Raw genomic sequence first — 326 nt, 5'->3', positions numbered from 1 at the left:
CTTGTATTACTTCTTATTCAAGAGACGATGCCAAAGAGGACAGATAAGGAAGAACATAAAGAAAAGGAATCTGGGGCAGTTTGGAAAATTGTCATGCGAGATAAGGCATTAATGATTTACTTATTAGCAGGTATTATCATTTCGATGGGGTTTTCTCAAACAGAAGGCATGTTGCCACTACATTTTGATAACGAAATGAAGCGTATTTTTGGAGCGAATAATCCATATCCATATTTAATGGCGTTAAACGGACTATTAGTTGTTTTATTCCAATTTCAAATTTCAAAATGGGCTACGGATAAACCAGTCGGGAAGACGATGTTATA

The 326-nt window shown here is 35.6% G+C and carries 1 pseudogene; it reads left to right on the top strand.

The window, feature by feature from the left end:
* Positions 1 to 326 (top strand): annotated as a pseudogene (locus SB717_RS34570) (MDR family MFS transporter); the annotation flags it as partial.

Source organism: Priestia sp. SIMBA_032, assembly GCF_046535215.1.
Classification (GTDB): domain Bacteria; phylum Bacillota; class Bacilli; order Bacillales; family Bacillaceae_H; genus Priestia; species Priestia aryabhattai.
The sequence above is the reverse complement of the archived record's forward strand: the minus strand, read 5'-3'. Positions and strand labels throughout refer to the sequence as shown.